26 protein-coding genes and 1 tRNA gene are annotated in these 25652 nt (G+C 45.2%); all 27 read left to right on the top strand.

The annotated features are described in order from the left end of the window. The 27 genes from asnB (at position 1) to M0R36_08990 (ending at position 25640) form a co-directional block, all read left to right on the top strand. On the top strand, positions 1–1872 hold the full coding sequence (gene asnB, locus M0R36_08860) for an asparagine synthase (glutamine-hydrolyzing) (protein ID MCK9555905.1): 1872 nt from the start codon (positions 1–3) through the stop codon (positions 1870–1872). Between the two features lie 60 nt (positions 1873–1932). After that, a complete protein-coding gene (locus M0R36_08865) occupies positions 1933–3228 on the top strand; it encodes a flippase (protein MCK9555906.1) in 1296 nt (431 codons plus the stop codon). 19 nt (positions 3229–3247) lie between these two features. Then, complete coding sequence (locus M0R36_08870) at positions 3248–4363, top strand: glycosyltransferase (protein MCK9555907.1); 1116 nt, start codon at positions 3248–3250, stop codon at positions 4361–4363. Beyond that, on the top strand, positions 4353–6347 hold the full coding sequence (locus tag M0R36_08875) for a glycosyltransferase family 39 protein (protein MCK9555908.1): 1995 nt from the start codon (positions 4353–4355) through the stop codon (positions 6345–6347). The genes M0R36_08870 and M0R36_08875 overlap by 11 nt, the downstream gene beginning before the upstream one ends. Positions 6348–6445: 98 nt before the next feature. Then, a complete protein-coding gene (locus M0R36_08880; GenBank protein MCK9555909.1) occupies positions 6446–7168 on the top strand; it encodes a class I SAM-dependent methyltransferase in 723 nt (240 codons plus the stop codon). A 1-nt stretch (position 7169) separates the two neighbouring features. Next, entirely contained in the window at positions 7170–8333 is a 1164-nt protein-coding gene (locus tag M0R36_08885) for a glycosyltransferase family 4 protein (GenBank protein MCK9555910.1), read from the top strand. Beyond that, on the top strand, positions 8330–9436 hold the full coding sequence (locus M0R36_08890) for an undecaprenyl/decaprenyl-phosphate alpha-N-acetylglucosaminyl 1-phosphate transferase (GenBank protein MCK9555911.1): 1107 nt from the start codon (positions 8330–8332) through the stop codon (positions 9434–9436). The genes M0R36_08885 and M0R36_08890 overlap by 4 nt, the downstream gene beginning before the upstream one ends. Beyond that, positions 9417–11402 carry an O-antigen ligase family protein gene (locus M0R36_08895; GenBank protein MCK9555912.1) on the top strand — a complete coding sequence of 662 codons (1986 nt, stop codon included), beginning with the start codon at positions 9417–9419 and terminating at the stop codon, positions 11400–11402. Before M0R36_08890 ends, M0R36_08895 begins: the two co-directional genes overlap by 20 nt. A gap of 2 nt (positions 11403–11404) precedes the next feature. Beyond that, on the top strand, positions 11405–11842 hold the full coding sequence (aroQ, locus tag M0R36_08900; protein ID MCK9555913.1) for a type II 3-dehydroquinate dehydratase: 438 nt from the start codon (positions 11405–11407) through the stop codon (positions 11840–11842). Beyond that, positions 11839–12894, top strand: a complete 1056-nt coding sequence (locus M0R36_08905) for an aminopeptidase P family protein (GenBank protein MCK9555914.1) — start codon at positions 11839–11841, stop codon at positions 12892–12894. The genes aroQ and M0R36_08905 overlap by 4 nt, the downstream gene beginning before the upstream one ends. Positions 12895–12910: 16 nt before the next feature. Further along, positions 12911–13471, top strand: a complete 561-nt coding sequence (gene efp / locus M0R36_08910; GenBank protein MCK9555915.1) for an elongation factor P — start codon at positions 12911–12913, stop codon at positions 13469–13471. Between the two features lie 379 nt (positions 13472–13850). Then, on the top strand, positions 13851–14312 hold the full coding sequence (accB, locus tag M0R36_08915; GenBank protein MCK9555916.1) for an acetyl-CoA carboxylase biotin carboxyl carrier protein: 462 nt from the start codon (positions 13851–13853) through the stop codon (positions 14310–14312). Positions 14313–14340: 28 nt separating this feature from the next. Next, positions 14341–15696, top strand: a complete 1356-nt coding sequence (gene accC, locus M0R36_08920) for an acetyl-CoA carboxylase biotin carboxylase subunit (GenBank protein ID MCK9555917.1) — start codon at positions 14341–14343, stop codon at positions 15694–15696. Continuing rightward, on the top strand, positions 15697–16092 hold the full coding sequence (locus tag M0R36_08925) for an Asp23/Gls24 family envelope stress response protein (protein MCK9555918.1): 396 nt from the start codon (positions 15697–15699) through the stop codon (positions 16090–16092). A gap of 3 nt (positions 16093–16095) precedes the next feature. Further along, entirely contained in the window at positions 16096–16689 is a 594-nt protein-coding gene (locus tag M0R36_08930) for an alkaline shock response membrane anchor protein AmaP (GenBank protein ID MCK9555919.1), read from the top strand. After that, positions 16679–17251 (top strand): SIS domain-containing protein, encoded by a 573-nt coding sequence (locus M0R36_08935; protein ID MCK9555920.1) that lies wholly within the window; start codon positions 16679–16681, stop codon positions 17249–17251. The genes M0R36_08930 and M0R36_08935 overlap by 11 nt, the downstream gene beginning before the upstream one ends. 429 nt (positions 17252–17680) lie before the next feature. Continuing rightward, the gene (rfaE2, locus tag M0R36_08940; protein MCK9555921.1) at positions 17681–18142 is read left to right on the top strand and encodes a D-glycero-beta-D-manno-heptose 1-phosphate adenylyltransferase; all 462 of its coding nucleotides are present in this window, start codon (positions 17681–17683) and stop codon (positions 18140–18142) included. A gap of 18 nt (positions 18143–18160) precedes the next feature. Beyond that, the gene (gene thiE / locus M0R36_08945; GenBank protein ID MCK9555922.1) at positions 18161–18832 is read left to right on the top strand and encodes a thiamine phosphate synthase; all 672 of its coding nucleotides are present in this window, start codon (positions 18161–18163) and stop codon (positions 18830–18832) included. 11 nt (positions 18833–18843) lie between these two features. Further along, positions 18844–20124 carry a phosphomethylpyrimidine synthase ThiC gene (gene thiC, locus M0R36_08950; GenBank protein ID MCK9555923.1) on the top strand — a complete coding sequence of 427 codons (1281 nt, stop codon included), beginning with the start codon at positions 18844–18846 and terminating at the stop codon, positions 20122–20124. Positions 20125–20126: 2 nt separating this feature from the next. Beyond that, positions 20127–21047, top strand: a complete 921-nt coding sequence (locus tag M0R36_08955; protein MCK9555924.1) for a PfkB family carbohydrate kinase — start codon at positions 20127–20129, stop codon at positions 21045–21047. 207 nt (positions 21048–21254) lie between these two features. Next, positions 21255–21328 (top strand) — tRNA-Gly (locus M0R36_08960). Positions 21329–21697: 369 nt separating this feature from the next. After that, positions 21698–22522 carry a hypothetical protein gene (locus M0R36_08965; GenBank protein MCK9555925.1) on the top strand — a complete coding sequence of 275 codons (825 nt, stop codon included), beginning with the start codon at positions 21698–21700 and terminating at the stop codon, positions 22520–22522. Between the two features lie 92 nt (positions 22523–22614). After that, positions 22615–23508, top strand: coding sequence for a hypothetical protein (locus M0R36_08970; protein MCK9555926.1), 894 nt, complete (start codon positions 22615–22617; stop codon positions 23506–23508). Between the two features lie 131 nt (positions 23509–23639). Then, positions 23640–23954, top strand: coding sequence for a hypothetical protein (locus M0R36_08975; protein MCK9555927.1), 315 nt, complete (start codon positions 23640–23642; stop codon positions 23952–23954). An 81-nt stretch (positions 23955–24035) separates the two neighbouring features. Continuing rightward, on the top strand, positions 24036–24242 hold the full coding sequence (locus M0R36_08980; GenBank protein MCK9555928.1) for a hypothetical protein: 207 nt from the start codon (positions 24036–24038) through the stop codon (positions 24240–24242). Between the two features lie 45 nt (positions 24243–24287). Beyond that, positions 24288–24734: a hypothetical protein gene (locus tag M0R36_08985; GenBank protein MCK9555929.1), complete on the top strand. Its 447-nt coding sequence runs from the start codon at positions 24288–24290 to the stop codon at positions 24732–24734. A 48-nt stretch (positions 24735–24782) separates the two neighbouring features. Next, entirely contained in the window at positions 24783–25640 is an 858-nt protein-coding gene (locus M0R36_08990; GenBank protein MCK9555930.1) for a hypothetical protein, read from the top strand. Positions 25641–25652: the final 12 nt, after the last annotated feature.

The raw sequence follows: 25652 nt of genomic DNA on the forward strand, positions 1-25652 counted from the left end.
ATGTGCGGAATATCGGGAATAATAACATCTGACAAAAGCGCCCAAAAATATAAAAGCGCTTTATACGCTTCCTGCAGGGCTATGAAGCACCGCGGGCCGGATGAAGAAGGGTTTTATTCGGATAACGATATTTTAATGGGCCATGTAAGGCTGAGTATCATTGACCTTGAGACAGGCTGCCAGCCTCTTTTCAATGAAGACAGGTCTGTCGCGGCGGTGTTTAACGGGGAAATTTATAATTATATAGGTTTAAAAAATGAATTGAAGTCCAAAGGGCACAATTTTATAACCAAATCGGATACGGAAGTCATTGTTCACGCGTACGAGGAGTACGGGATAGACTGCTTTAATCATTTTAACGGTATGTTTGCCGTCGCAATATATGATATCCGCAAAAAGAAACTGGTTTTAGCCCGGGACCGGCTGGGTATCAAGCCTGTTTATTATTATCAGGCGAAAGACGCTTTTGTTTTCGCCTCGGAGATAAAAGGCATAATCGAATATCCTTTTGTCAGAAAAGAAATCGACTATACGGCTTTTGCGGATTATTTCACCTATCTATATGTTCCTTCGCCCCTGACAATGCTAAAAAATTGTTTTAAGCTGAAACCGGGAGAGGTCCTTGTATATCAGGATGGCGCGGCAACAAAATCACTTTACTGGGACGTTGATTGCCGCGAATCCGTTTTCAAAGAAAAGGATTTAATGGAAAAAGTGCGCTGTTGTCTTGCGGATGCCGTTAATCTAAGGCTTATAAGCGATGTTCCTCTCGGGGCGTTCCTGAGCGGCGGCATTGATTCATCGAGTATAGTCGCGCTGATGAGATCTTCGGGAAAAAGGGAAGTCAGGACTTTTTCCATAAGTTTTGAAACCGCGGATAAATCTTATAAGAGATTCAATCTGGATGCGCTTATGGCGAAAAAGACCGCCGATTTTTTAGGCACACAGCATAAAGAATTCAGGGTATACGCGGATGAAGCCGCAAAAGATGCCCCGTCAATAATCCAGATGCTTGACGACCCTCTTTCAAACCCTACGGCAATTCCCGATTATTTCTTATGCAAACTGGCGTCTGAAGATGTAAAAGTCTGCCTTAGCGGGGACGGGGGAGATGAATTATTCGGCGGTTACAACAGGTATATTTATGACAGATGGATTGAGATAGCGGGAAAAAACGTTCTGCTTAAAAATGCCGCGGGAATTATCTTATCCCTCGGTTCCAAACCGGCGGCTGAAAAATTTATGCTTAAAGCGGGAGCGCTGGATGACCCGCTTGAAAGGTATTACCTCTGGTCTGCCGCCGTAAGAGGAAACGTGAGGGACAAAATGCTTTCGCCGAAAATTTCCGATAACTTTTTTAAGGATGCCGATTCAGCGTTAAACCGGTATCTGGATATCCGGCAAAAATCCGGATTCAGGAATAAAATGATGCGCGCCGATATCAAAACATGGCTTCCGGACCACGCTCTCAGCCTGGTTGACAGGATGAGCATGGCAAATTCGCTTGAAGTCAGGGTCCCTTTTCTTGATCACAGGCTTGTAGAGCTCAGCGCGACTATAAATGAAAAACACAAAGTCAGCCTCTTCAGGACAAAACACCTGCTGAGAAAGGCATTCAGGGGAATGATTCCGGATGAAGTCATATCCGCGAAAAAAATGGGTTTTATAACGCCCGCTTCAACGTGGTTGAGAACTGTGCTGAAAGACAGCCTGACGGATATGATTAATGAAGAAAACGGCGAAAAAGGGCTTTTCAATAAAGTTTTTTTAAAAAATATGGCCGAATGCCATTTTTCAGGAAAAGGATATTTTTTAAAGGAATTATGGGCTTATTATACCTTTAAAATATGGAGCAGGAGATATATTGGATAAATAACATGAGTTTGCGGCTGGAACTTTAAATGACAGGATAACGTGAAAGAGCGCAAAAAAATGAATAAATTTATTTTCCGGAAATTCAGCGGGCTGAAGGCTGACGCTTTTTATTCTTATACGGGTAATTTGACGGCGGCGGGCAGCGGATTTATCCTCACTGTCATTCTTGCCAGGATACTTTCGCCTTCCGAAGTAGGAGCTCTTTATACAGTTATAGCGACTTTATCGCTTATCGCGCTTTTCTTCGATTTGAAAACCGAGGAAGTGATTGTAAGGTATTCCATGGAATTTAAAATGGAAGGGAATAAAACCCTTGCAAAGGCTGTTTGCAAGATAGGATTGCTCTTTGATTCCATGATGTCTCTTATACTTGTCGCGGCGCTGTATTTTATGGCCCCTTTTATAGGGCGGTGCTTTAAGCATATCCCGGATTTTGCTTTTATCTTAAAGCTTTACCTCCCGTCGCTTTTTTTCCTGATGTCCGAAGGGTCGTATAACGGGGTCCTTCAATCTTTCAGAAAATTTAATTATATTGCCGCCGTAAGAATCCAGAAAAATGTTTTAAGGCTTTTATTGCCTCTGGCCCTTATAAAATTCGGCATTACGGGGGTTCTTATCGGGTTTGCCGTTTCAAACGCAGTTTCTTTTTTTACGGGCGTTTTCCTGTCTGTAAAAGAGATGAAGCGGAACTTCGGGCCGGAGAAGGCCGCGGGCTTTGCCGAACTCCCGTTTTATAAAATAAAAAAATTCATGCTGCATATAGCTTTTTCTTCAACGATAAAATCATTATGGGCGGATATGGATATGGTGATTCTCGGTTTTTTCCGCCTGCCGTCTGAAGTGGGTTTTTATAAAATAGGCAAAAGTCTGACTCTTTTTATCCTTATACTTGTTTCCCCGATCCAGGAAATCCTTTATCCTGTGCTTACAAAACTGTATCTCAATAAGGATAAGCGGCAATACCTTCATATCATTAAAAAAACAATGCTGTACTGTTTTGCTGTTGTGTTCCCCGCCGCTTTATTTATGTTTTTAAAACCGGCATTTGTAATAAAAATATTTTACCCGCCGGAATATATTGTATCTTCGGTTGTGATGCGCATACTTATACCGGGCGCTTTTATAATGGCGATGACAAAGTGGGCGCGCCCCTTTTCCCTGTCCATAGAGAAACCCCAGATTTCAACCCTGATAAATTGCATAGCTGCTGTCATGCTTCTGGGTTTTAGCATAATTTTTGTGCCGGCTTACGGGATGATAGCGTCCGCGCTCGTTATGTCGTCGATTTTAGTCGTTGTAAATTCCGTGTGGTTTTTCATCGCGGGATTTTATTTAAAAAAAGATTTTAAATAGCATCCGGGGTTTTGCGGAAATGAAAAAGATAGTCCATATAATAAACAGCATGGATCTCGGGGGAAACGAGAGGCTCCTTGAAACCATTCTGGATAAGATCGATAAAAGCGCGTTTGTAAACACTGTTGTTTTTCTGGACAGGGGACAGGATAAAAGTTCTTATCTGAGAGATTCCGCAAAAAATAAAGGAGCGGAATGCCATACAATTCCCATGAGGGGAAATTTTGACGTGTCCGCGTTCAAAAGACTGATAAATACAATAAAGAAGATAAGCCCCGATATAGTCCATACGCACCTTGTGCTTTCTCAGGTCTACGGCCGGCTTGCCGCTAAATTTGCCGGCGTCAAAAAAATAATATCTTCCGAACAGAATATATATTCATATAAATCGCGTGTTCCTTTCAGGTTCCTTGAAAAGTATCTTGCGGGTTTTACAACCAGGATAGTCGCCTGTTCATGCGGGGTTAAAGATTATTTGATCAACAGGGTAGGCATAAATAAAGATAAGGTTATTGTCATATATAATTGCATCGATGAAACCCTGCTCGGCAGGGAGCCGGCTCCCGCCGCTGTTGAAAAGAATGAGATTCCCGGAAACCCCGGCGGGAAATTAATCGTAGGGTCCCTCGGGCATTTGCATAAACAAAAAGGGTATGATTGTTTGATTGACGCCGTTAAAGTTATTACTGCCGCGGTTCCCGGCATTATATTTTTGATCGGGGGAACAGGTCCTTTAAAGGATCATCTTGAGGCAAAAATAAAGGCCGGAGGAATGACAAACCATATAAGGTTGACGGGTTTTGTAAAGGACAGCGCGGCCTTTATGGATATGCTTGATATTTTTGTTATGCCTTCTTTGTGGGAAGGTTTCGGGATCTCGGCTCTTGAAGCGATAGCTGCGGGAAAGCCGGTTGTCGTATCCGATGTCGCGGGGTTAAATGAGATAATAGAAAACAACGAGTCGGGCCTTTTCGCGGAGCCCGGCAATCATCTGGACCTTGCCGAAAAATTAAGCGTTCTTGCCCTGGACGGGGAGAAGCGCAGGTATTTAGCTGAAAATGCCCGAAAACGGGCAAAAGATTTCAGCTGCGGCAAAATAATTCCTCTTTTTGAAAAATTATACAATGATAATTAAGGACATCTGCACAGCCGTTTTGAACAGAAAACAATATCTGTTTGTTTTTCTGTTCATCCTGATTTTATTCCTTTTTTTTTACGGAAACAGGAATTCTGAAATATTAAGTCTCAGGATCATGCTGTCTGAAAACAGGATATTGCCGGAAAATACGGATTCCGCGGCGGTTTTTCAGGCCTTCAGAAGATTATGTATATACGCATCCCTGTTAATCTGCTTTTATGCCATAGGCCATTTTGTTTTGAAAATTGCGGGACTGAAAACCGATGCCGCGACATCGTTTATATTTTCTGTGGCTGCCGGCTCAGGAATATTTTCTGTTTTGATAATGTCGATAGCATGTGTATTCGGGATATCGGGCCAAACTGCAAAAATCATATTTTTTATTTTGTCTTTCTGCGGCTTCCTATACTGCATATTCCTTTCAATAGCCGGCAAGGGCAAGATCTGCCTTCAGGGGAGTAAAACAGGCATAGTTTGTTTTTTATTAGCGCTGTTGCTGGCTGCCGTCATTATAAATTACTTCGGCGCGCAATTACCCGCTTTTGAGTACGATTCCCTTGAATATCACCTGGCGGCTCCGAAAGAAATACTGAGGGACGGGCAGTACGGTTATTTTGAAAATAATATGTATATGAACATCCCGTCAAATCTGTCTATGATATATCTCATATGCCGGGGTGCTTTCGGAGAAAGCGGGAAATTCATAAATTTTTTCTTCGGATTACTTATAGTCATTGCGATTTATACCTGTGTCAGAGAACATTCGAATGCCCTTTGCGCTTTATACGCCGCGCTGGGATTTTATATTATGGGCATCATCTCAAAAGAGCAGATGTACGCGCATGTTGAAATAGCGGCGGCCTTTTTTTCTGTTTGCTGTGTGATTTCCATCTTAAAATACTTTAAAGATAAAAAACCCGGCTTCCTGATGTTATCGGGCGCATTTGCCGGGTTTGCCGTCGGATTTAAATATATCGCCGCGCTTACCGTTTTTATCCCGTGTGTCTTTGCGCTGGCCTGCTTTGAGGAAAAGAAAACAATTACAAAAAGTATCGGTTTATATGCCGCGTGGGCAGCTATAGCCTTTATGCCATGGCTGCTTAAAAACGTCATCCAGACCGGAAACCCCTTTTATCCCATGCTTAATTCTGTTTTTCACGTTCGCGGATGGAACGATGAAATAAACGCGAGATTTGTTTTTTCTCATTGCGGCGGCTTATCAGACGGCCTGCGCAATCTGAAACAGCTGGCGGTTTTTTCCATACATGATTATTTCGGATCCCCTTTGCTGTTTATTTTCCCCCTCTTTACAGCTTACGCGCTCGGTAAAGACCGGATGCTTAAAATTATTTTTCTTATATATGTTTCAGGCCTGATTTTATGGGCATTTTTTACAAAAGGATATATGAGATTTTTAATTCCTCTAATGCCTTTCATTTTTATCGCGGGAGGGATTTCCATGTATAAACTTGATTTAAACATTACATATAAAAAAATTTTAAATTGTATTATAAGCGTCATTATCATTTTTAACCTGATAAGCTGTTTCCTCCTGTTTATAGAAGGCGGTTTTCTAAAAGTATTCCTCTCGGATTACGATAGGGATCTTTTTCTGGAGGAAGCAAATAATGATTATACAGCTGTGGCTTTTTTAAATAAAAATATTTCTCCCGAAGACAGGGTCCTTTATATCGGGGAAGCAAGGACTTATTATGCCGGCTATAGGCCGGTCTATAATACGGTTTTTAACGAAAGCGTCTTGAAACCCCTGGATGACGGCAAAAAGGATATAAGAAGATTCGTATATGAGAATAATATCGGGTATATTCTGATAAACAGGGTTGAGCTTAACAGGATGTATGAGACTTACGGGTACAAACCGGCGGAAAATACGGCGGGCTTATTGGAGGAAATTGATGGATCTTTCGATAAGTTTTATGAAAATGTCCGGAAAGGAACTATAATATATGCGGTTGATTAACTTTCATATTCAGGATTCCGGGCGCTGTGACGCGCCGGATGCGCGTAAAACCCGGGTTTCCGGTTGATTTTATTAAAAGGGTAAAGACTGATTTTCTTATGAAAAACAGCAAATTCGGTTTTCTGGAAGGCAAACTCTTATCCAGCAGGGTCTACAGGGAATTCTTTCCGCTCGGGTCAAATGAGAGGGTGATTAATATCGGCTGCGGAGAAGGGCCTCAGGCTATTATCTATAAGGGCCAGTACGGCGAAATGGTCGGGATTGATATCAACAGGGAAAGGATCAAAAAATCGGAAGATGCCATGAAAATTTATGAGGTCCAAAACTATACGGCTGTTTGCGCTAATGTTGAGCAGATACCTCTTCCCGGCGGCAGTTTTGATAAAGCGATAGCAATAGATATAATAGAACATGTGGAAAACCCATCCAGGTTATGTTTCGAAGCAAACAGGTTATTGAAGAAGACCGGCCTGTTATTGATAACTTTTCCCGCAATGCATGACAAATTTACGGATTTTATTTCCAAAACAGCTTGTTTTTTCGGCAGGCAGAAGAAAGCAAAAAATGCCGCCGGGTGGGATCCCGACAAACATAACCAGCGGTTTTCAATCGGCCAGTGGATTTCAATTGTCGAGAGTTGCGGGTTCAGGCTCCGCCGGTCAAGGGCAACGACCCTGTTTCCGCCTCTGCACCTTTATGGTATTCACAGATTCTGGTTCAGCAGCAATATAATTCACTGTGTCGACGCTTTTTTTTGCAGGATTCCCATATTAAAAAACTTTGGACAGGCGCTGGTATGTATTTTCGAGAAACAGGATTAAAATGAAAAAATTGAATATCGCGCATATCATTACAAGGATGATAGTAGGGGGAGCGCAGGAGAATACTGTTTTTACCGTTGAGGGGCTGATTGACAGGGGCCACAGGGTCACACTTATAACGGGGCCTTCTCTGGGCCCCGAGGGGAAGCTCCTTCAGCGCATTAAAAACAAGAAAGCGGAAATAATTGAAGTAAATGAAATGCGGCGCGAAATCAACCCCCTGAAGGATACCGCCGCTTTTTTTAAAATACTTAAGATATTAAGACGCAACCGCTATGATATAGTGCATACCCACAGCTCAAAAGCCGGAATCATCGGAAGGTTTGCCGCAAAAAAAGCCGGAACAAAAACCATAATACATACGATTCACGGGCTGCCTTACCATAAATACCAGTCCTTAGCGCTGAACCGCTTCTATAAAATATGCGAGAAATCCGTTTCCGGGTTGACCGACAAATACATCGCTGTTTCCGAAGCGATGAAACAGCAGTCCTTAGCGGCGGGCGTATCAAGGGAAGATAAATACCGGGTAATCAGAAGCGGTTTCGACCTCACAAGATATTTAAAGCCGTTGAGGGCGTCAGAGGAGATAAGAAGAAGCCTGAATATCCCCCCGGACGCTGTCCTCATCTGCAAGATCGCAAGGCTGTTCCATCTGAAAGGGCACGAGTATATATTGGAATCTTTTTCGCGCCTTGCTCCCGGCGAAAAGAATATATACCTGCTGCTGGTGGGGGACGGCATACTGAGAAACGAACTGGAAAGAAAAGCGGAACAGCTCGGGATAAAAGAAAATACGGTTTTCGCCGGGCTTATAGACCCGGAAGAGATCCCCGATTATATCAACGCGTCGGATATGCTGGTCCATACTTCGCTGAGGGAAGGGCTCGCTAAAGCTATTCCCCAGGCATATGCCTGCTCGAAACCCGTCGTATCGTTTGATATTGACGGAGCCGGGGAACTCGTAAAAAACGATTTAACAGGTTATCTTGTGCCTCCGAAGGATACCGCCCTTCTGGCGGAAGCGATTGATAAGCTTGTAGAAAACAGCGGGTTAAGATATCATATGGGACAGAAAGGGAAGTCCCTTATTCTTCCTTACTACGATAAAAATTATATGGTCGATGAAATAGAGAAGCTGTATATGAAGGAATGCGCTTTATGATGCCGCTTAAGGAAATGATATCGCTGGCTTTTGTATCGGCGCTGTCTTCGGCGGCCCTGACAATCCTGTGCAAAAAAGCGGCGTTGAAAACAGGGTTCATCGACGTCCCGTCATCACGGAAAATACATACGCAGAAAGTACCTTTGCTCGGCGGGCTCTCGATATTTTTGAATATCTTCCTGATAACGGCGCTGGCAATCATATTCATAGCGCTTAACGCCAGGTACGGCTTTGTTGGAAGCCTGAATACTTATTTCCTGCCGAATTACAGCGGCATGGTAGCCAAACTGCCGCAGCTTTCGGCCATCTTTTTAGGCGGGGCGCTGATAGTGCTGGCCGGCTTATATGACGACAAATATGATTTGAAACCGGCGATGAAGATCATACTGCAGCTCGCGGCGGCCACTGTCCCTATCGTAAGCGGCATAAAGATAAGCCTGTTTTTAGGGAATAACGCCATGTCAATCCTTTTCACGTACGTATGGTTCTTTTTGATTATAAACGCGTTTAACCTCCTGGATAACGCCGACGGCCTGTCGGCAGGCGTCGCTTTGATAGCCACCGTTGTTTTCGGCGTCATATCGCTGACGTCAAAGGAACTTTTCATTTCTTCAATGTTGTTTATCCTCGCCGGCACACTGATGGGCTTTCTCTTTTTTAATTTTCACAAAGCTACTATTTTCATGGGGGATGCGGGCAGTATGTTCTTAGGTTACATACTCGCGGTGTTTACCACGCTGGGGACCTACTATACTTCCGAGAGCAGGACATTATTCCCTATCCTGATGCCGATTGTCGTCCTCGCGGTCCCGTTGTATGATACTTTTTCCGTCATTATCGTAAGGCTGTACAAGGGTGTTTCCATCTTTGCCGCGGATAAAAATCATTTTTCGCACAGGCTGATGCGCCTCGGGTTCTCTTATAAGGCGGCGATAATCTTTATTTATATAATCTGCCTGTGCACCGGCATCGCGGCGATAATACTTCCCGAAATAGACAGACTTTTCTCGTCGCTGTTGATTTTGCTGCAGGTTTTTTTAATCCTTTTTATAATCGGCATACTTGAATATTACGGGGCGCATAATGGAAGAAAAAAGGATTAAACTGCTTTCCTGGATGGTAAGGCCCGCCAGGGTCCTGGATTTGGCCATCATATCCGCCATGTCCCTGGTGGTTTTCGCAAGGCCCTTTTTCAGCGGCATAGTGTTTCCAAGGTCTAATTATATTTTCCTGGTCCTGTGGTTCCTGCTGTTAATAATGATATACGCCAGGAATATAATAGAGAAAGAGGCCTTTGTAATGGATGTCATCGCCTGCCTGCTGCTGGCGTTTTTTCTTGTCTCCCTGCTGTCCAGCCGGCTTTCATCTGTTCCGTGGAGGGGAAGGAACCTGCTTGTCAACCAGATCACATGGATAGTCATATATATTTCGGTTTTCAACTATTTCAAAAAAAGAGAATCATATAACTTTATCATTTATGTCATGGCCGCGTCGGTTATCCTGATTTCGCTTTACGGGTTGTACCAGTATTTCTACGGCCTTCAGGAAACAAGGGACTGGGTGGAAAAAACAGGGCTGGCTAAGCATCTCTCGAGCAGCCTGCTCGGAAGGCTCTCCCGCAACAGGGTCTTCTCCCTGTTTGTGTATCCCAACGCGCTGGCGGGTTTTCTCGTGCTCACTTTTCCTGTGGTGCTCTCGGTATTCATAAAAACCATAAAAGAGAGGGATTACAGGAAATACGGCAACATTATCATAGCCGCTTCCGCGGGTTCGCTGCTACTTGCGATGTATGTCTTCAGGCCCATGTTGTTTTTTCCTGCGTTAATAGGGATTATATTTTCGCCGCTTACCGTGATTTTAGCCTTATACCTGACCTTTTCAAAAGGCGGGCTTCTGTCATTTTTTATAATGTCTGTGTTCTACCTGCTGTTTGCCTTCTTCCGTTCCAGAAGCAGGATGCGCTCGCTCGCGCTGGCAATGATAACCGTTATCGTCGTCATACTGGTATCGTCCGCTCTGCTGTTCCAGAAATATAAGGGCGATTTCTTCAGTTCGCCCCGGGCATCGGCCAAAGTCAGGTTCGATTACTGGAAAGCCGGGATTGAGATGGTGAAGGAAAAACCGCTGCTGGGCGTGGGCAGCGGCGCTTTCGGGGTTTTTTATCCGAAATACAAGCTTCCGGAAGCCCAGGAAACTCAGATGGCCCATAATGATTATGTCCAGTTTCTCGCCGAGACAGGCATAACCGGGTTCTTTTTCTACATTTCCGCCATAATCATAATCATCTTCAATATGGCGAAAAACTGTATGCGCATGGACCTGGGCAAAAGCGATAATTACCTTATGCTTGGGATATTCATGGGCGTTGCGGGGCTTTTGATAGACAGCGCATGGGAGTTTGTCTTGTATATCCCCGGAATAAGCTCTGCTCTTTTTTTCCTGTCGGCTGTTTTCATTTCGAGAAACAATATTTCCCGGCCGGCATTAAACCTGGCGAAAAACAGGGCCGTCATCGCCCTGTCTCTGGCGGTAATACTGGCCGCGTTCATATTTTCATACTCTTATTCGAAATCGATAGTGGATTCCGCCGATCTGCTCGAGCAGTCCAGCAGGGCTTTCCAGGAAAAACAGGAAGCCTCCGCGCTGGACTTTATCAACAGGGCCATAATATCCGACCCGGAAAACGCACAGCTGAGGGAATACCGCGGTTCTCTTTACGAATATATGGGGTATTACGAAAAAGCGCTCGCTGACTTCAGGGATGCTTCCAGGCTTGAACCCACGACGGGGTATTATCATTTTAAAATAGCGACCGCCGTAAAAGACCTGTATTTGAGCAGCGGCCGCAAACTGCCCGCCGATGAAATAGAACTTGAGCTGCGCCGGGCGATTTCCTGCTATCCGACAAAAGCGTTTTATTATCTTCAGTTGGGACTTTTTTATGATAAAATAAAAAATTACGGCGAGGCTATGGCGAACCTGGAAAAAGCGGCGGCGCTGGAACCTGAAATGCAGGGATTGGACGAATTGATTTTTCAGGTGCAGAAAAAAATAACGCTGGGGAGATAAAAATGAAAATTCTCGTTATTAACGGGCCTAACCTGAACCTGTTGGGAAAGCGCGAAAAAGACATTTACGGCAGCAAGACGCTGGAAAATATAAACAAACAGATGACGCGCGTTGCCAAAGAAAAAAATGCGGAACTGGATTTTTTCCAGTCAAACCACGAGGGCGAGATAGTCGACAAACTGGGACAGGCTGAAAAATCATACGCCGCGGTCGTCATCAATCCCGCGGCATACACGCATACGAGCGTGGCCATACGCGACGCGATAGCGTCTATAAATATCCCTGTCATCGAAGTGCATATCTCCAACATATACCAGAGGGAAGAATTCAGGCATAAGTCCCTGATCGCGCCTGTCGCAAAGGGACAGGTGTCAGGGTTCGGGGAATACAGTTACATACTCGGGCTCCTTGCCGCGATTTATACAATCGAAAACAGATGACCTCGTTAACCGGAGAAATTCTTGAATCGGCCGCCGCCGACGCTTTTCTTGAAACCGACCTGAAAAACATCCGTTACCTGTCGGGCTTCTGCGGCACAACAGCCGTCATCCTTATTCTCAAAGGAGCGCCGGAGCCGGTCCTTATCACGGATGCGAGGTATTACGGGTCAATCCGCAGGACCGGGGGGCTCTTCAGGGCCGTCGAATCAAGCGATTTTACCGGCTCCATACTGCAGTTATGCGAAAAAGCGAAAGCCGGGACACTGGCGTATAACGGGGATTATCTCACAGTCAGCGGGCTCAACAGGCTGAAAAAGCGCCTGGGTAAAATCCATATGTCCTGCAGGGATGATATCGTATCATCTTTCAGGACTGTCAAGAACGACGGGGAATTAAAAAGAATCAAAGAGGCTTGCAGGATAGCGGACGACATTTTCCTGAAAATCGAAAAAAAGATAAAGCCCGGCGTAAAAGAAGGGGAAATAAAAAACCTTATATATAATATGTCAAGGGACTGTTCGGCTGAAGGGTGTTCTTTCGAACCTATCGTGGCCAGCGGCCCCAATTCAGCCGTGCCGCATTATTACGGCGGCGGACGCCGGATACTCGCAAATGACATAGTCCTGGTCGATATGGGATTTATTTTTAAAGGGTATAGTTCTGACTTGACAAGGGTATTGTTCACGGGTAAGATAAAGCCTATTTTTAAAAAAATATATAACATTATATTAAGCGCATCTGACATCGCGGTTGAAAAATCGAAACCCGGGGCCGGCTGCTCTTCCATAGATAACGAAGTGAGGAAATTCATATCTTCCAGCGGGTACGGGAAGTATTTTATCCATTCCACGGGGCACGGCATAGGGCTGGAAGTGCATGAAAAGCCTTATCTGTCGCCGGGGAGCAGAGAGACGCTCTCAAACGGCAATGTTTTTACCATTGAGCCCGGAATATACCTGCCGGGCCTGGGGGGCATACGCATAGAAAATGTTTTTTCGCTTAACAGGGGAAAACCGATACGGTTATCAAAATCAAGAACATATAATTTTTAAGGGGGTTTTAAGCAATATGGCTTCAGCTAACGAGTTGAGAAACGGGAATTATCTGATTTTAAGCGGCAGGCTTTATAACGTCGTTTCATACCAGCATGTAAAAATGCAGCAGCGCTCGCCCGTAGTGACATTGAAATTGAAAGACCTGTCCACGGGCGCCGTGATAGAGAGAAAAATGAGGTCCGATGAAAACGTGGAAATGGCGTATATTGTTGCTAAACAGGTCGAATACTTGTATAATTCACAAGACCATTATTACTTTATGGATATGGAGACATTCGAGCAGTTCACAATAGATAAGGAAGTCCTGGGCGAAGCAGTCAAGTTCCTGAAGGAAAACACCGAAATCAAGGCAATAATGCACGACAACAAGGCTGTCAGCATCGAGCTTCCTGTAACTGTCGACCTCAAGGTGGTAAAAACGGATCCGGGATTAAGGGGCAACACTGTCAGCGGCGGTTCCAAACCGGCGACTCTGGAGACCGGCGCCGTGATACAGGTCCCTCTTTTCATAAACGAAGGGGATGTTTTAAAGGTGGACACCAGGGACGGCGGCTCGTATATACAGAGAGCGTAAACAGTAAAAAATAATATCAACCACACTTGCCCGCCTTAGGCGGGGATGGGAAAAGGAAAAAGAAAAATTTAAGAATTATAGTTTTATTATTCTTAAACTATTTATATGTTTTTTGCTTTTTTATCTGTGATTATCTGAGTTATCTGTGGTTAGAAAGTTTTTTGTTTTTAAGTTATTTATGTGTTTTTTGCTTTTTTATCTGTGATTATCTGAGTTATCTGTGGTTAGAAAGTTTTTTGTTTTTAAGTTATTTATGTGTTTTTTGCTTTTTTATCCCCGCCTAAGGCGGGCAAGTGTTTAGGGTTTAGATATTAGAATTTAGGATTTTAGTTTAAATCAGTTATAACAACTGATTTAAAATCGAGGAGGGTTTTTTCTTATGAATCTGAAAGAAATCCAGGAAATAGTTAAATTGATGAAGGAAAATGAAATCACGGAATTTGAAATGGAACGTGATGGGCTGAAAATCGTGCTGAAAAAAAGCGGAGCCGTGCAGATACATCCCAACGCGGCCAGAGCCGAATCGTCAGATGTCCATATGCTGCCGCAAAATCAAAGCGCCCCTAAAGCAGAACCTTCCGCATCCCAGGCCGAGAGCATGAAAAAAGGCAATATTATAACATCACCCATGGTAGGCACTTTTTACAGGGCCCCATCCCCCGAAGCCCCTTCCTTTGTTGAAAAAGGACAGAGCGTCAAGAAAGGCGATATTGTCTGTATTATCGAGGCTATGAAGGTGATGAATGAGATTGAATCCGAGTTTTCCGGGAAGATAACCGAAATATTTATCGAAAACGGGGAACCTGTTGAATTCGGTCAGCCAATCTTTCGTATTGAATAAATAGACCGTTTTATGGAGCCTTATTCCAATGATTGAAAAAATGTTGATTGCCAATAGAGGCGAGATTGCCTTACGTATAATACGTGCTTGCAAGGAATTAGGAATAAAAACTCTAGCAGTATATTCAACTGCCGACAAGGATTCCATGCATGTCAAACTGGCGGATGAAGCTGTCTGCATAGGCAAGCCTCCCGCTTCGGAGAGTTATCTCAAGATACCGTCTATAATAAGCGCCGCGGAAATCGGGGATGTTGACGCAATCCACCCGGGGTATGGATTCCTGGCCGAAAACGACCATTTCGCGGAAATATGCGAAAGCTGCAATATCAAGTTTGTTGGCCCACGCTCGGAACAGATAAGGAAGATGGGGAATAAATCCGAGGCGAAAAAGATAGCGAAGAAATCCGGAGTTCCGGTCATACCCGGCAGCGAAGGTGTCGTCCACGACAGGGAAGAGGCCCTGAAGATCGCGAAAAAAATCGGGTACCCGGTGATTATCAAAGCTTCCGCGGGCGGCGGCGGCAGGGGAATGAGGATAGCCCATAATGATATCAGCCTGGCGAATGCTTTTCTGACCGCGCGCTCGGAAGCCGAATCGGCTTTCAGCAACAGCGACGTGTACATTGAAAAATTAATAGAGGAACCCAGGCATATCGAAATCCAGATGTTAGCTGATTCTTACGGCAAGATAATCTATCTCGGGGAACGTGACTGTTCCATCCAGAGGCGCCACCAGAAGCTCCTTGAAGAAGCGCCTTCGCCGTTTGTCGACAATGACCTCCGCAGGAAACTGGGCCAGGCGGCGATTAAGATATGCAAGGCCGTCAAATACGAAAGCGCCGGGACAATCGAATTCCTGGTGGATAAGAACAAGAAGTTTTATTTTATGGAAATGAACACGCGCATCCAGGTAGAGCATCCCGTAACGGAGCTTGTCACAGGAATCGACATAGTCAAGGAGCAGATTAAAATAGCTTCAGGGAAAAAACTTTTTATTTCGCAGAAAGATGTCAGGATAAGGGGATGCGCGATAGAATGCAGGATAAACGCCGAAGACCCCGACAGGAACTTTATGCCCACACCCGGAACTATCAGTTCGCTGTTTCTCCCGGGCGGGCCCGGCATCAGGATAGACACGTGCGTGTATCCGGGGTATGCTATCCCTCCCAATTATGATTCAATGGTCGCTAAACTTATCGCCTACGCCCCGAAAAGGATGGATGCGATAAGGATACTGTACAGGGCTCTTGACGAGTTTGACGTCTCGGGAATCAAAACGACGGTTTCTTTCCACAAGAAGATACTGGATTCCATAAAGTTCAGGAGAGGCAACTGCACGACGCATTTCGTGGACCAGATAACCAGCGAAAAAAGAGAAGAGTAAATGCAGGCAAAAAACAAAGAGAACATAAGCGCGCCCGGCGAACATACGCTCGGCGAAACAAAAATACACAATGACGTGATAGCGACTATCGCCGGGATAGCCATCGCCGAAATACGGGGGATAGAATGTTCGGCTCCGGGATTTGTCGAAGGGATAGCCGGAATGCTGGGCAAAAAACACTGTGAGAAGGGGATTAAAGTCGAATTCGCGGACAATACCCTCATAGTAGATGTTTCCGTTGCAATCGAATACGGCTTCAGGATCCCCGACGTCGCGCTGGAAATCCAGAAGAAAATCAAGGAACGCGTTGAAAAATTGACGGGTAACAGCGTCAAGTCGGTAAATGTCTGTATCCATGGCATTAAACTGCCTGAAAATCTCCAGAAAGAGGAATGACGTATGAAATTCATATCGGGGCTTTTTAAACTAATATATACCTTTGCCGCCTTATTGCTCGGCCTGGCTATGGCATCGTTCCTGATAAGCGGCCTGACCGAAAAAGATTATGTCCATGGACTGGTGGATATCGCGTTTAACAATTCCCATGTCCGTTTATATATCGGTTTCTGCGGCGTCTTTTTCGCCGCTTCGGCGCTGTTCGTGATACTTGGCGGCATGCTGACTAAAAAACCCATAAGGTCGATAGCGTATAACAACCCCGAGGGGGAAGTCACTGTTTCGGTGAAAACAATACAGGACCTTATAGAAAAGGCGGGCTCGGAGTTCAAGGAAATAAAAAGCATAAGCCCGGCTGTAAAAAAAGGCAAAAACGGGATTGTAATATCCCTGAAAACATATATCTGGGAGGGAGCCAATGTACCCATCATAGCCCAGCAGCTGCAAAAAGTCGTGAAAGAAAGGTCTCTGGCCATCCTCGGGCTGGATAATATTTCATCCGTTGAGGTGAATATATCCAAGATCATCCCGAAGAAAAACGCAAAGGGTGCCCGGGAAATATTCGATAACAGCGGGGATTATAGCGATGAATTATAATGATCTTATCCAGAGCATATTCGAGGAAAACATAACGACGGCAAAGCACTGTATGACAAAGCTGACTGAAAATATAACGGAAGTGTCTTCCGCCATTGTCAGCGCGCTGAAATCCGGCGGGAAACTCCTTATCGCAGGTTGCGGCGGCAGCGCGGCTGACGCCCAGCATATGGCGGCGGAAATAGTGATAAGGTTCGAAAAGGAAAGGCGCCCTCTGCCCGCTATAGCGCTTACCACGGACTCATCTGTGCTTACGGCGGCTTCAAATGATTATTCGTTCGATAAAGCCTTTTCGAAGCAGATCGAAGCGCTGGGAAAAGATAACGACATACTCCTGCTGATTACGACCAGCGGCCGCTCAAACTCGATTATAAACGCCGCTGTCTCCGCTTCGAAAAAGGGCATCAAGGTGATAACCTTAACGGGAAAAGACGGCGGAAAGATAAGGGATATATCCGATATTTCCATTATTGTCCCGTCGGATTCCACGGCCAGGATACAGGAGGCCCATTCGGTTATCATACATATAATATGCAAGATCATTGAAAACGAGTTAACATAAAAAAAGTTAAGTAGTTGAGTTGTTAAACAGTAAAAGAAGTCTGGAACCACGAATGACACAGATGCTAAAAAAAGCGATAGTAACCACATTTACCCGCCTTAGGCGGGGATGACACACCTGCCTGCGGCAGGCAGGGATTTACACACTTGCCCGCCTCTGGCGGGGATAGGAAAAGGAAAAAGAAAAATTTAAGAATTATAGTTTTTTATTTTTAAACTATTTATATATTTTTTGCTTTTTATCTGTGATTATCTGAGTTATCTGTGGTTAGAAAGTTTTTTGTTTTTAAGTTATTTATGTGTTTTTTGATTTTTTATCTGTGTGTTCTGTGTAATCTGTGGTTAAAAAAGTTTTTAGTTTTTGTATTTTAATATTTTCAGTTTTTCTGTGTTTTTAATCGGACACGCTCGCTGGGCGAGAAAGGAAAGCATGACTAACTTTAAACTTGCGGAAAAAATAGCGAAAAAACACCGGGCTAAAGGCGAAAAAATAGTCTTTACGAACGGATGTTTCGACCTTCTCCATATAGGCCATATAAAATACCTTGAAGGCGCGAAAAAACTGGGGGATTGCCTTATAATCGGGCTGAACAGCGATTCCTCCGTAAAAGGCATCAAGGGCAGCGACAGGCCTTATATCTGCGAAGAGGAAAGAATGGAAGTGTTGAAGTCGCTGAGGTTTGTGGACGAAGTGATTATTTTTGACGAACCGACGCCGCTGGAGCTGATAAAGTCGGTACAGCCGGACATACTCGTCAAAGGTTCGGATTGGCACAAGGAAAACATAGTGGGAAGAGAATTTGTGGAAAGCCGTGGCGGAAAAGTGGAAACAGTGGATTACATTTTGGGGAAATCCACCACGGAACTGGCTAGGAAAATTAAAAACTCTTAATGATTGCGGGTATTCCTGATGAAAAAGATCCCTGATCTCAAAGATCCTTTATACTGGAAGAAGCCGAAGCTTTATGTGATTGTGGATAACAGCCTTCTCGGCAACAGGCTGCTGGAAGATATCGTGTTTATGGTTATCAACGGGGGAGCCGATATTATACAGTACAGGGACAAGATGAGCGCCGACGGCATCTTTTCGGAAAATGCGGAAAGGATAAAACGGCTTGCCGATAAATTCTTCATACCTTTTATAATCAACGACAGGATGCATATCGCAAAGGAAATCAGCGCCTCCGGCGTACACCTGGGCGAAGGCGATATGAGCCCGCGCGAGGCCAGGAAAAAGTACGGCAAAAAAATAATAATCGGAAGCACGGCCAGGAACGCGGACGATATTAAACAGGCGGCGGAAGCGCTCGCGGACTATTGCGGAGTGGGTTCTGTCTTCCCTTCTTCCACGAAGCAGGCCCCTGTCATAGGGTTGGATTTGCTTAAAGAAGCCGTCAGGTCTTCAAGCCTCCCATTAGCGGCTATAGGCGGCATAAACGCAGAAAATATAACGGATGTCCTCAGTACCGGATGCAGCGCCGTCTGTGTCTCTTCTGCAATAATAAAATCAGACGACCCGGAAGAATACACCTACAATTTAAAATCCGCGATTGACAGTTTTTCTTCCAAAAACAAAAGTTGAAAGGGTTATCTTTGAATACTATCGCAGCAGCAAAAAAAGGGATAATGAATAATGTGATAAAAGGCGCCTTGTCCGGGGAGGCTCTCGGCAGGGATGAATTTGTCGCAGGAATCATAGAAGGCAGAATCGTCATCCCCAGGAACAGGCTTTTAAACAGGAAGCTGAGGATTAAAGCCGTCGGCAGGCCCCTGAGCGTTAAAGTGAACGCCAATATAGGGACATCCCCCGAGTTATGCGACGCCGGGCTTGAGAAAAAAAAAGCAAAAGCGGCTTATGAAGCCGGCGCTGATTTCATAATGGACTTAAGCACCGGCGGAGACCTGGCAAAAATCCGCAGAATGATTTTAAAGACTGTGCCCCTGCCCCTGGGAACCGTGCCTGTATATGACGCCGCAGTCGAATTTATCAAAACAAAAAAGACTTTTTTAAAGATGGACGCGGAGTCTTTTTTCAAAGCGCTGGAGAATCACGCGAAAGAGGGCGTGGACTTTGTCACCATCCATTGCGGAATAAATACGGATACTTTAAATACACTTAATGAACAGAAGAGGTTGATGGGAATTGTCAGCAGGGGAGGCTCGATTACCGCCAAGTGGATGGATTATAACGGGCTTGAAAATCCTTACTTCAAAGATTTTGGCAGGGTAATTGAAATAGCGGAGAAATACGATATCACGCTCAGCCTCGGGGACGGTATGAGGCCGGGATGCATTGCCGATGCGACCGACAGCTCGCAGATACATGAACTGATGGTTTTGTCCAAACTGGCGAAATACGCCCATGAAAACGGTGTGCAGGTGATGATAGAAGGTCCGGGGCACATCCCTTTGAATGAAATAGAGACAAATATCAGGCTTCAGCGGACAATGTGTAATGATATGCCTTTTTACGTGCTGGGGCCCCTTGTTACGGATATTGCGGCCGGTTATGACCATATAACCAGCGCCATAGGCGGGGCGCTCGCGGCATGGCACGGAGCAAGCCTGCTGTGTTATGTAACGCCGTCGGAGCACCTGAGGCTCCCCGATGAGAACGACGTCAGGGAAGGCGTGCTGGCCTCCAGGATAGCGGCTCATGCGGCCGATATCGCGAAAGGGCTCCCTGGTTCCAGGGTGAAAGACGACAAAATATCTTTTTACCGGAAGAAAAGGGATTGGAATATGCAGTTCGAATACTCGATGGACAGGAAAAAAGCGGAAAAGATGCGCAAAAAGGATTTTTCCATAAAGCAGAAATCATGTACAATGTGCGGAAAACTCTGCTCGATGAAAGAAATGGATGAGGTTATCTGATAATGAGCGTGATGGTTGTAGGCTCTATTGCCCTTGATTCGATTAAGACCCCGTTCGGAAACAGGAAATCCGCGCTGGGCGGCTCGGCCACTTATTTTTCGTATTCGGCCAATTTTTTCACCGACGTCATGGTTGTCGGAGTGGTGGGGCAGGATTTCCCGCAGAAACACCTGGATTTCCTCAAAAAAGCCGGCGTGGATATACGCGGAATCGAAGTCGCCGAGGGCCTGACATTCAGGTGGGAAGGGGAGTATGAATTTGATATGAACGTCGCGAAAACAAACGCGACATACCTGAACGTCTTTGAAAAATTTTCTCCCAAAATACCAGCCGATTACACCAGATGCGATACCCTGTTTCTTGCCAATATCGACCCCGAGCTCCAGCATTTTGTCCTGAAGAATATTTCGCCGTCGTTTATGACCGCGTGCGATACGATGAACCTGTGGATAGAACTCAAAAGGAGCTCGCTCTTAAAACTGCTTAAAAAGATAAATATTCTTATCATCAATGACGCCGAAGCCAGGCAGTTCACACAGCAGGCCAGCATAATCAAGGCGGGGAATATCATCAGGGAATGGGGCCCGGAGATATGCGTAATAAAAAAAGGGGAGCACGGCGCCCTTCTTTTCTCAAAAGACGGGATATTCGCGGCGCCTTCATACCCGCTTGAAGCGGTAATCGACCCCACGGGAGCGGGCGACACGTTCGCCGGCGGTTTTATAGGATATCTTGACAGAATAAAAAAACTTGATAATGTATCTCTGAAGCAGGCGATGATATGCGGAAGCGTCCTCGCCTCGTTCAACGTCGAAGGCTTCAGTTTCGATAAACTGAAACAGATAACCAAAAAAGACATTTTATCCCGGTACGGCGATTTCAAGAGAATATCGCATTTTGATGACCCGGGACTTGAACTTTGAGGAAAAAATTGAACCACAGATAACTCAGATATACACAGATAAAGAAATATTTTTGATTTCATCATTGTAGCGAAGAAGTATTCGATGTCGTTAGCCGCAAGGCTTGTGACTGAGGGAAACGGAGGCGTACTACAGGTACGTTGAGTATTTCCGAAGGAACATAACGCTGCGGATAATGGCATATATACTTCTGCAGTAAATGATAACGCGGGTGTTGCATAGTGGTAGTGCTCCAGCTTCCCAAGCTGGCGGTGTGGGTTCGATTCCCATCACCCGCTCCAATCTTCAGTTTGCAATTCTCCCCATTTATCTGCTGCAGTTCCATATCTAACTTTGTCTACTGCGTCAAACTCCTTCGGGTGTCCTCAACAGACCCGCCGGGTATGCCTGCGGTACCCTCAGTCATTTTCCTTGTATCCAAAATCATCTATGTAACTTCGCTACAATAAATGGCGATAAATCCAAACTTGGGCAAATTTCTCCAAAAGGTACAAAAACCTACAAATTGCGAATTCGCATTTCGTGCTATTATAGGCCAATTACGAATTGCGTCAAGTGAAATTTAAGTTGAAAATGGGGGATTTGGGTGTTATTATTACTTTTAGAGTGGTAGAAAAACCCACAAATTACGAATTCGTATATTATATGTTATGAATGAGAAAAGAATAGCGATCATTCTGCTGGCCGCATCCGTCCTCGCCGGTTGCAAAGCGACTACGCCGGGACCGACGGCCCGGCTGTATCTCGACATGTTCGAGATCGAGCGATACGCACCCCATGCTGATCCGCAAGCCAGCCTGATGACGACCCGCTTCCGGTTGCTTGAGCGGCCCGAGGTTCAAGCCGATCTCGGCCTATCCCAAGACCAGATGCACGCCATTCGGACAGCCTACAAGACCCCGTGGAAGGAAATCCCGGGGCTCAGCGACTTCATCGCTGAGCAGAAGGAAAAGAAGGCGGGGTTGTCAGAGGACGACCGCAAGGCGGCGAATCTTGAATCCTCCCGAGGAATCAGCCGCAGGACGGCTGAGTTCCACGGTCAGAAGTTGAATGACATTCTGACACCGCAGCAACATGAACGTCTCGATCAACTCTTGATCCAAGCTCACGGGCCAGTCCTCATCCTTGTTCAGACGAATCTCGCTTCTGCTCTGGCGATCACGCCAGAGCAGATGAAGGAGCTGACCGCCCAAGTGCATGAAGCTGACCGGGAGATCATCCCGGACCTGCAGAAGTTCGGTCGTGGTTTCATCAGTGGCTACGGACCCGGAGAAGACGAGAAGACAAGAGAGCGGGAGATGAAGGAACTGATCACCCGCCTTCGGCGGCTAATTACTGTTCGAGACAACCGGATTCTTGAGTTGTTGTCGGACGACCAGAGAAGGGAATGGCCTGCCCTTCAGGGCAAGTCTCTGCAAATCGACTGGAGTCCATGGGATTTGATGAAGACACCATTTGAGAAAGAGGATTCATAACAAGAGCGTGGACCACTACGTTTCATCCGCCGCGGACGGCGGCTGAAACGAGGGTCACGCTCGACGTTGGGCATGGAAGCAAGGACGATACTATGAACTGCAAGAGAATCGGGGCGGCTGCCCTCGTCTTACTTACAGCGTTGTCACCCGCGTTCGCCCAGAACAACCCGGCATCTGGAGACTACGATATCCACGAATGGGGTGTGCTTGTCGGATGTGGTGCTGACACCAACTACTTCAGCACTTCTCGCCCCATGAAGGTCTATGCTATAAGAGAACCGGTCATCTATGTTCACTCCAGAGACAAGAAGCCATTTGCCCTTGATGTGACCTTCCAGTCTGGTCATCCAACGGATACCTTCCCCCCCGCCGTTGTCACGAACAACGTCGTCTCATGGCGGGAAGTCATGATTGCCGGCAAGCAACCCCTTGCCAGTCGCTCAATCCCACGAGAAACATTCATTCCGCTCAAAGACATCATCAATACTCTGAGCGATACCGACTCCGACACGATTTCCTGTGGAGGACTGACCTCGAAGTTCCTCTTCTATGAGGGCGAGATACCCTTCACGAATAGGCTAGCCGTGAAGGTAGATCAGACGAAGAAGACTGTTCAGATCAGCAACCGGGGAATGCTTGACGTTCACGATGTCATGCTGATCCAACCAGGAGAACAGACTGGACCCATGCCGTTCATGAGGCAGTCTCTGGTAGCCCACATTTCACGCCTGGAGGCGGGGCAGACAGCGGAGAGCTCGCTGACTCCGATAACCAATCAAGTCTCATTTGCTGCGCAGCTTCTTGCGTTGGGATTCACGGAGAAAGAGGCCATCTCCTTCGAGACCCTCTGGCGACAGCCAATGCTCCAAATAGGAAATCTGATATACCGACTGTCAGACGAGGAATGCGCTCATCTCACATCACTGGCCTTCAATCCAAAGCCCAAACAATGCATTCGTGCTTTGTATGTTGTCGTGAAGCCATAGAAGAAGGACATGCCCAACCAGCGGGTGGAGCGTATTTTTTTGCCCGGGGCGGGCAAAAAATCCGCTCACCCGGCCCGTTATATTAAATGACTTTTAATCTCTAAGAGATATTTACAAAATGGAAATAGAAAATGGGATTTAAGAACTGGTTTAAAACTAAACCTAACTGGATCAAAAGTGGCACATTTGCGTTGTTGATTTCTGTAGTCAGTTTTGTATTATTTTTATCTTTTGAATTATTAGAACAATATATTCCTCGTTCAATGGGCCTTTTGCAAGGAATCTTTGGTTTAATTGGAATGCCTATTACGATAGGTGGTTGGATGTTTATTTGGGGAGACAATGGACCACCAGCATTCCTGCATCCAGTTTTACAATTGTTATTAGGTTGGTCTTTTTGGTTCTTAGTAGGAGCTTTAATTGGATTAATCAGAAATAACAAATAGGGACAGACACCTAATTCTTTGAGAAACCTTTACAAATCAAGCGACGCTTGTTTTGTAAAGATACAGAAAAAAGGGGGACATATGACGAAGAAAATACTGATTGCATTAAGAGGCATAGCTCTGGTTACAACCTTAATACTTGCATTCATAACAATCCTATATATCATTGACATTTTCTCGGGGGAATTGCTGAAAGAACTGATGGTAAAGATAATAAAGATCATGGGAGTTGTAGCAGGAACATCACTCGTCACAATATTTTTGATAGGCAATGGTAAAGATAAATAGGAACAAAGAGCAATAGACACCTAATTCTTTGAGAAAGGATAAAAAATGAAAAAGGTAACGATTATATTGTTAGTTATAGCAATAATCTTGATTGCTATGATATACGGTTGCTACAGGGCTTTTCAGCCCGATATTGGCACTTGCGAAACGGCCGCGGATTTTCCAATTAAAGGATGGCTGCCGGACGAAGCGCGGGACATATCCTACTTTTTGCCCGGAGCGTTTTGGCCAAATACCCTCTGCGAGTTTACAATAAGTGAGGATGGATTCAGAAAATGGGTTGAAGTGCGCCGCAGGAAAAATCCAAAAGTTGGCCCTATAGAGGAAAAACATGATTTCCATATGTTTAGATATGACATAGATACAAAGAAAATAGGATATTTAAAAATTGATGATGGATTGTCATCACACTGGAGTGAGGGAGATTCCGGACTGAGCTTTGGATATGACAGGGATAAAAAGAGAGCCTACTACTATTGTCACTCAAGATAGACACCTAATTCTTTGAGAAGATAAGTTTTATACGAATTCGTATATTATATGTTAGCTTTGAAACACATGAAGACATTCTATGCAGACGATACGTATGGAAAGACATCACCGGACTTTCCAGTCCCACGCTTCCATTTGTTCGGTGGAATCATAGCAGATCGAGGGGCTGAAATTGCTATTGTGGAAAGTATACGCAAGATTAAGAGCGAATACACCCACCCCAACCTTCCCATCAAGTGGAATTTTAAGGACAAAAAGATTCAAGACACCTACAAACAGTTCGATCATTATCCTGAATACGAGCGGATGCTTGAAGATTCAAAGAAATGGCGTCCTGCCATATTCAAAATGATCAATGATATTCCCTTTACAATTTTAGTTTCATGCATTGAAGCATATTCATGTGACAAGAAAGGAATCGTCAAACTTAAGAAGGACTTGAATACCTACTGTTTTGAAATGGTTCTGATGAGAGCAGGCATTGACGCCAAGGACTCTGGCGAGTACTGGCAGTGCATCTTGGATTGGCCACCCGATCAAGACCCCACTCCTTTCAATCGTGGGTATTATAAACTGTTTCACTATGGCACGTCATCAGCAGACATTGTCAGTCATAGTGGCTCACTGGAAAAGGCGGGGTTTTCCCATTCTCTTCTCTTCGCATCCTGTAACCACAGCCCGATGCTACAACTTGTGGATATGGCAATCGGAGCTATTCGAGATCATATTGAATGCCAAATTGGAAGGAGAGGTACCTGCCTCGGAAGTGAAGTTGTAGACATATTTTACAATCATTTTCGAAATCTAGACGGTATCGTTCCAAAGTATGGCGTATCAGCATCCACGGGCAATGAGAAGCTTGTTCAGCAGATCGAAAACATCTTTGCAAGAAGAGTGAAAAAATAGAAAAATAGGTAG

It is taken from the genome of bacterium, assembly GCA_023228325.1.
Taxonomy (GTDB): Bacteria; Auribacterota; UBA6266; order UBA6266; family UBA6266; genus UBA6266.